At 57.1% G+C, this 7,394-nt stretch carries 4 protein-coding genes and 2 pseudogenes; 5 read left to right on the top strand and 1 reads right to left on the bottom strand.

Annotation, left to right across the window (positions count from 1 at the left end):
• The first annotated feature begins 615 nt into the window (after positions 1-615).
• The 4 genes and pseudogenes from paoA to ACHAC9_RS24160 all read left to right on the top strand — a co-directional run bounded on the left by paoA (position 616) and on the right by ACHAC9_RS24160 (position 5,518).
• Entirely contained in the window at positions 616-1,263 is a 648-nt protein-coding gene (paoA, locus tag ACHAC9_RS24175) for an aldehyde dehydrogenase iron-sulfur subunit PaoA (RefSeq protein ID WP_435764314.1), read from the top strand.
• Positions 1,260-2,213: an FAD binding domain-containing protein gene (locus tag ACHAC9_RS24170; protein WP_435764312.1), complete on the top strand. Its 954-nt coding sequence runs from the start codon at positions 1,260-1,262 to the stop codon at positions 2,211-2,213. Before paoA ends, ACHAC9_RS24170 begins: the two co-directional genes overlap by 4 nt.
• A 4-nt stretch (positions 2,214-2,217) precedes the next feature.
• Complete coding sequence (gene paoC / locus ACHAC9_RS24165; protein ID WP_435764310.1) at positions 2,218-4,428, top strand: aldehyde oxidoreductase molybdenum-binding subunit PaoC; 2,211 nt, start codon at positions 2,218-2,220, stop codon at positions 4,426-4,428.
• Positions 4,429-4,482: 54 nt separating this feature from the next.
• Positions 4,483-5,518, top strand: a pseudogene (locus tag ACHAC9_RS24160) (XdhC family protein).
• A 367-nt stretch (positions 5,519-5,885) separates the two neighbouring features.
• Here ACHAC9_RS24160 and ACHAC9_RS24155 read toward each other — a convergent pair.
• Positions 5,886-6,590, bottom strand: a complete 705-nt coding sequence (locus ACHAC9_RS24155; protein ID WP_435764308.1) for a response regulator transcription factor — start codon at positions 6,588-6,590, stop codon at positions 5,886-5,888.
• Between the two features lie 468 nt (positions 6,591-7,058).
• On the opposite strand from ACHAC9_RS24155, the pseudogene ACHAC9_RS24150 reads away from it, so the two are divergent.
• Positions 7,059-7,267, top strand: a pseudogene (locus tag ACHAC9_RS24150) (IS5/IS1182 family transposase); the annotation flags it as partial.
• Positions 7,268-7,394: the final 127 nt, after the last annotated feature.

Genomic DNA, 7,394 nt, shown 5'->3' with positions numbered 1-7,394 from the left:
GGTTCTGTCGCTGCGCCTTTCCGCCAGTGCGGCGAGTTTATAACATATTCCCGTTATAGACAGACGTCGTCCGCTCAATTAAGCTTGCTAGACCACTTTCGAACACTTAGTGATGTCACCGAAGCTGGTATGCATGCCAGAGCGCTCGACTGGAAAACTGACATGGACCAGGCCGCTGATGCACGACGCCGCACACCCGCTGACGAACCAATCGAGGTCGTCCGAATAAGTTGCTGCGCGCCGAGGGCAGCGCAGTGGTTCCTGAACTGCGCGATGCCGACGCTCACTTCGCCCGATGGGTCGCAAACGACATTGCTAGACGGTTCATAATTTTCGAAGTAACGTTCGACGACGATTCTTCACTCAGCGGCCGCTACTGTTACCTGCAAAGTAAAAATACCGGCCGTCATTGAGCCGATGCATCCGGCTGGTGTCCAAGGGGCTCAGTCACCAAGTGCCGGCACCGTGGTCCTGCGCTACAAGATTCTTCGCCGCGTCGGATGCTGATCTTGCGCGCTATGCAATGGGCGGACTGACCGCTTCTCACCGACAATCGTCGGCCAGTTCTTCCCAATATTCAGCAATGTGGCAGCTCGATAGAAAGGGTGGGATCTAATGGACGATACCGGTGACATTAAAATTAGCAGGCGCGATCTTCTCATTACCGGCGCCTTGTCTGCCAGCGCACTCGCTGCGCCCATCCCGGCGCTCCACGCGCAGGAATCCGTGCCGGCCAGCACGCCGCCGCCGGTCGCATTCAAGCTCAGCCTGCGCGTGAACGGTCAAAGACACGATCTCGTGCTGGATACGCGCACCACCCTGCTCGATGCCCTGCGCGAACACCTGCATCTGACCGGCACCAAGAAGGGTTGCGACCACGGCCAGTGTGGAGCCTGCACATTGATTGCCAACGGCGAGCGCATCAATTCATGCCTGACGCTCGCCCTCCAGAACGACGGGATGGAAATCACCACGATCGAGGGGCTCGGCAATAAGGACCGGCTGCATCCCATGCAGTCTGCCTTCATCAAGCACGACGGTTACCAATGCGGCTATTGCACTCCCGGCCAGATATGTTCCGCTGTCTCGGCATTGCGCGAAATCGAACAGAACATTCCGAGTCTTGTCACCGCCGACCTTTCCGCACGTCCGAAAGTCAGCCCGGAAGAAATCCGCGAGCGGATGAGCGGCAACATCTGCCGCTGCGGCGCCTACTCCAACATCATCGACGCGATCACAGAAGTCGCGGGGAGAACAGCATGAGAGCGTTTACCTACGAGCGCGTGAGGACGCCTGCCGAAGCGGCGGCCGCGGTAATGCTTAGGCCTGGCGCGAAATTCCTCGCTGGCGGCACCAATCTGCTAGACCTGATGAAGCTAGAGATCGAAACACCTTCCCACCTAGTCGATGTCAATGGGCTTGCGCTCGACAAGATTGAAGCAACGCCCGAGGGCGGGCTGAAAATCGGTGCACTGGTCCGGAATACGGCGCTAGCTGCCGACCAGCGCGTGCGGCGCGACTATGGCCTGCTGTCCCGTTCAATTCTTGCGGGGGCGTCCACTCAGTTGCGTAACAGAGCGACCACTGCCGGTAATCTCATGCAGCGCACACGCTGTCCCTACTTCTACAACACCGACCAGGCTTGCAACAAGCGAGTGCCTGGAAGCGGTTGCTCGGCCTTGCATGGGTTCAGCCATCAGCATGCCATCCTTGGCACGAGCGAAACCTGCATTGCCACGTTCCCGAGCGATATGGCGGTTGCGCTACGTGTTTTCGATGCGACCGTCGAGACGGTGCGGCCAGACGGCACGACCCGGGTCATTCCGATTAAGGACTTTCACCGGCTGCCGGGCAATACGCCACATATCGACAACGTACTGGAACGAGGCGAATTGATTACGTCCGTCACTCTGCCAGAGCCACTTGGCGGCAAACAGTTTTACCGCAAGGTGCGTGATCGTGCTTCGTATGCCTTCGCTCTGGTGTCCGTCGGCGCAGTGATTAACCCGGACGGCACCGGGCGAGTGGCCCTGGGCGGAGTCGCACATAAGCCCTGGCGGGTCGAAGACGCCGAGCGTTACCTGCCCAGCGGCGCTAAAGCCACGGCCGAACGTCTGCTCGCAGGCGCGAGAGCAACTCACGAAAACGCCTTCAAAATCGCCCTAGCCGAGCGCACCTTAGCCGCTGTGATTGTCGATGCGAAGAAAGGCTGACCTCATGAAATTCACCTCTCCTGCCACCACAAATCCGATCGACAGGCTCAAAGTCGTAGGCAAGCCGGTAGACCGTATCGACGGTCCTCTAAAGACAACAGGCACAGCCACCTATGCCCACGAATATCATGAGCCAGTGCCGAACGCTGCGTATGGCTACATCGTAGGCTCGGCCATTGCGAAAGGCCGAATTGCGTCAATCGACCTGAGCGACGCCAAACGTGCACCCGGCGTGCTCACTATTATCACCGCAGAGAACGCCGGAAAACTCGACAAGGGCACCTTCAACAACGCACGACTGCTGGGCGGCCCAGAGATCGAGCATTATCACCAGGCGATTGCCATCGTAGTCGCGGAAACTTTTGAACAGGCCCGCGCTGCCGCACCGCTGGTTAAGGTTAAGTACGCTGCGCAGAAGGGGCAGTACTTGCTCAATGACGCAAAAGACACTGCGACTTCTCCTAAGAAAAACGAGTTCAGCGGGCCGGCCGATACTAAAGCTGGAAATTTTGATCAGGGCTTCCGTTCCGCGGCCGTCAAGCTCGACGCTACTTACACTACACCGGACCAGACGCATGCAGCAATGGAGCCACATGCCACGATTGCCTTATGGAACGGCGACAAGCTGACTGTATGGACGTCGAACCAGATGGTTAACTGGAGCCGCGGCGATTTGGCGAAAACGCTGGGCATTCCGAGCGAGAATGTGCGCCTTATCTCTGCCTATGTGGGTGGCGGGTTCGGCGGCAAGCTTTACATCCGCTCTGACGTTGTTCTCGCCGCTCTAGGGGCTCGGGCAGCGAAGCGTCCAGTTAAGGTCGCCATGCAGAGGCCACTGATCGTCAACAACACGACACACCGGCCGGCCACCGTTCAGCGCATTCGCATTGGCGCACGGCGCGACGGTAAAATCACCGCGATCGGACACGAGTCGTGGTCCGGCGATCTCAATGCCGCCAAACCGGAGATGGCCGTGGCGCAAACCCGACTTTTGTATGCAGGCGCCCACCGCATGACCACTACCCGGCTTGCTGCCTTGGATTTACCGGAAGGCAACGACATGCGTGCACCCGGCGAGGCCCCGGGCATGATGGCCCTGGAGATAGCAATGGATGAGATGGCGGAAAAGCTCAAGCTCGACCCTGTCATGTTCCGCATTATTAACGATACGAGGAACGACCCGGAGAACCCTGCCAGGCAGTTCTCACGGCGCCGCCTGACTCAATGCCTGCGTACAGGTGCGAAGCGCTTTGGGTGGAGTAAACGCTCTTTAACGCCTGGCGGCATGCGCGATGGCCGTTACCTGATCGGGATGGGCGTTGCCGCAGCCTTCCGCAATAACTTGGTTAAGACTTCAGGAGCCCGTGTTCGTCTCGACCGCAACGGCATCGTGACGGTGGAAACCGACATGACGGACATCGGCACGGGCAGTTATACCATCATTGCACAGACGGCCGCTGAGATGATGGGCGTACCGATGGAGAAGGTCGTCACGCGTTTGGGAGATTCGGACTTTCCCGCAGCCGCTGGATCAGGCGGACAGTGGGGCGCCAACAGTTCGACCTCCGGCGTCTACGCTGCTTGCGTCAAGCTGCGCGAAGCGGTCAGACAGAAACTGGGGCTTCCCGACAAGAATCTCGATTTTGCCAATGGGATGGTGACAGCCGGGTCGCGCTCCGTGCCACTGGCGCAGGCCGCCGTCGACGGTGAGCTGGTGGCCGAGGACACGATCGAGTTCGGCGACCTCGGCAAGCGCTACCAGCAATCGACTTTTGGGGCACATTTCGTCGACGTCGCCGTTGACGTCTACACAGGAGAGACCCGGGTCCGCCGCATGCTAGCGGTATGCGCAGCGGGCCGCATCCTCAACCCCAAGCAGGCGCGCAGTCAGGTGATCGGCGCCATGACTATGGGTGTCGGCGGCGCCTTGATGGAGGCCTTGTTTGTCGACCCGCGTGCGGGTTACTTTGTCAACCATGATTTGGCCAGCTATGAGGTGCCCGTGCACGCCGACATTCCTCATCAGGATGTAATATTCCTCGACGAAGTCGATCCGGTGTCTTCGCCGATGAAGGCGAAGGGCGTGGGCGAGCTCGGCCTATGCGGCGTGAGTGCAGCGGTGGCTAACGCAATGTACAACGCCACCGGCGTACGTTTGCGGGACTATCCAATGACACTCGATAAGGTCATCGCGAAACTGCCCTATCGGGCCTAATGAAGACAGCGACGTCGTGGCTGATGGCGATACGGTCGAATCCAGGAGCGTCCAATGGATAGCATCGATGTAAAGGTCCTGCGCGAATTGCGAGATTGGCGTGGTGAAGGCTGGCCTGCGTTTCTGGCTACGGTAGTGCACACTTGGGGTTTCTCACCGAGACCTGTTGGCGCAATCATGGCATTGCGGCAGGACGGGCGCACCGTTGGGTCGGTTTCGGGTGGCTGTACTGAAGATGATCTCGTTTTTAAATACGGACACATGAACGGGAGCCTGTCGATGCCGCATTCCTCGCCGCTGCTAGTGCGCTATGGCGTCGATGCCATAGCGCACCGGTTCGGCCTGCCTTGCGGCGGCATGATCGAACTTCTGCTGGAATTTAATCCCTTATACGAACGGTTTGAATAACCTACTGGACATGCTGGACAAAGGAAACTTAGTACGGCGTACTGTGTCTTGCGACGACGGGGAAGTCACTTTGAAGTGCGCCTGCGAGGTAGAGCGCCTGTATTACGACGGCGAGCGTCTCGGTCACACGCTGGGACCGGGGTACCGCATGCTCTTGATCGGCGCTGGCGCGTTGACCGAGTATCTGGCGACGATGGCGGTGTTCAACGGCTTCGCAGTCACCATTTGCGATCCGCGTTCTGAGTACGCGGACGCTTGGACGGTTCCGGGCATGAAGGTGGTGAGAGACATGCCGGACGACGCCGTGCTCGCATTCCGAGCAGACCGCCGCAGTTGCATCTTCGCCTTAACGCACGATCCTAAACTGGATGATTTAGCCTTGCTGGAAGCCCTGTACACCAACGCATTTTATGTGGGCGCAATTAGCTCGCGCCGGAACAGCGCCGAGCGCCGGGAGCGCCTGAGGGACCATTTCGGTGCGACAGCCGAGGCCCTAGCGCGCCTGCGCGGCCCAGTCGGAATTCACATTCGGAGCAAGACGCCTGCTGAAATCGCCGTCAGCGTGATGGCTGAAATCCTCTCTGTCGAGAACGGTGTCCCGATTCCGCAGGAGATGTCAGTGATTGAACGTAAATATCAAGCGGAGGCTGAAATGATGGGGACATTTGCCTCGCAATCCTGACACAAGGCAATGAGACAGGGCCTGACAACCCAAAAAGCAATCTGGTACGTTCCTGAGCACGATGTACGTACGGCATAAAGTGAGCGAGCAGAAGTGTGTCTTAGCGGCTTTGAGCTCTCCTGCTTGTTCGATGAAATGCACTATTCGTAAGCATCCGCTGAAGAAGAAGCTACTACCTTGTTGCCGACGAATGAAGATGCAGCAGCCTTGTATAGCAGAGCTGGACGCCGTTCAGCCGCTGTTTGGTAAGCAACTCTCCTTCAACGGCAACCCGTAAAGGGCGGCACTTGCTGTCGCCTACTTGCACACGCGGTGCAGTGCGCGTTTAGCAACTTAGTTTATCCGCCCCGACGCCGTGCACTTAGGGTTAATGTTGCATTCGATCAGTCTGATCGTCTGCTGGAATGCCCAGTTTCTCAGAAATTCGGACCAGTCCAGGCAAAGACTTGGCCTTCATTTTCTGCATCACACGGCCTCGATGTATCTGGAGAGTAATTTCGCTTATTCCTAACAGGACCGCAGCTTGCTTGTTCAAAAAACCGCTGACAACTAAGGGAAGAACTTGTCGCTCCCTATTTGTCAAAGACATGAGCCGTAGTTCGAGTTCAGCCTTTTCGAACGCCGCCTGGCATTTATCTCGGTGCTGCTGCAAGGCAGTCGTCACCGCGGCTAAAAGGTCGTCTTTTTTAAACGGCTTAGTCAAATAGTCGACAGCGCCTTGCTTCATCGCACGGACTGATGACGCAACGTTGGCATGGCCAGTTAAGAAAATCACGGGTGGATGGTCGATCTCGCCCAGTTTTTGTTGGAACTCTAGTCCATCGACATCTGGCAGGCGGATGTCCAGCACTATGCAGCTTGGAACTTTTGGTCTATCACCAGCCAGATAAGCACTTGCCGTTCGGTAAGAGATTGCGTTGAATCCTGAGGAAGACAGCAAATAATTCAGCACTTCCACGACGGAGGGATCATCGTCAATGAGATAAACCATATGGTCTGAGGCTTTCAAAGAGCACCTGCAAGTAGACAAGTTAAAAACAAAATCCCAGATACCGCTTTTAGCGGCGACCAACCAAAGCTCCTTCGTTCCTAAAGTTCCACAGATCTTTAATTCGTGAGGGTACGAAGCGCTTGTACAAACCGGCCAAGGCGTCGTCCTTGTTGCCTCTGAATCTGTGCGTTACGCTGACGATGCAATCGAAGTCCTCTGGTCGCATTTCGTATCGAGGGCAACGAGTCACAGGTACGTCAGTTACCAGTGCTCTTGTTTAAGCGCTCGCAATAGCGGCTTTTGCGTTTCTGCTAAGAAACTACGTTGATCATACCTTTCGGGACGTCCGATCTGAGCAGGCGCTGCCCTTCTGCCGTATGTACACAGGCGCATATTTAACGACAAAAACTATTATCAGCTCAGGATAGTCAGTGCGGAGGACGAATTCAAGGCGAACCTTAGGGAAGCACCGATTAACTCATCAGACACCGTTCCCTGCGGTGGGCCGACCTGAGCCGGTAACGACATCGCCACGGTCCGCCTTCGATCATGCAGAAGAGCTTTTCCGACCTCGAATACGCGGGTAAGAAAAAACTGACGCGGCGTGACCGTTCCTTAGCTGAGATCGACAGCGTGACCACGTGGGCAAGTTGTACAACCTTGTCTAGCCGTTCTATCCGAAAGTCAAAGGTGCCGGTCGTCCGCCAACTGGGGTTGCCCGCATGCTGCGCATCCACGTGAATCAGCGATGCTTTGGGGCACCTCGAATAACCGGTGATTTTCACAGCGTCGGCGAGCGGAGCGCTTGAAATGTCGCCGGCCAAGTGTGAATGGCGCCGTTTCCCGGCCCTTTTTCAGGCCTCGGCCCTAAAATCCAGCGGTCCA

The sequence above is a fragment of the Massilia sp. CMS3.1 genome, from assembly GCF_051262535.1.
Taxonomy (GTDB): domain Bacteria; phylum Pseudomonadota; class Gammaproteobacteria; order Burkholderiales; family Burkholderiaceae_D; genus Telluria.
Note: the sequence above shows the minus strand (reverse complement) of the source record. Positions and strands in the feature narration are given on the sequence as shown.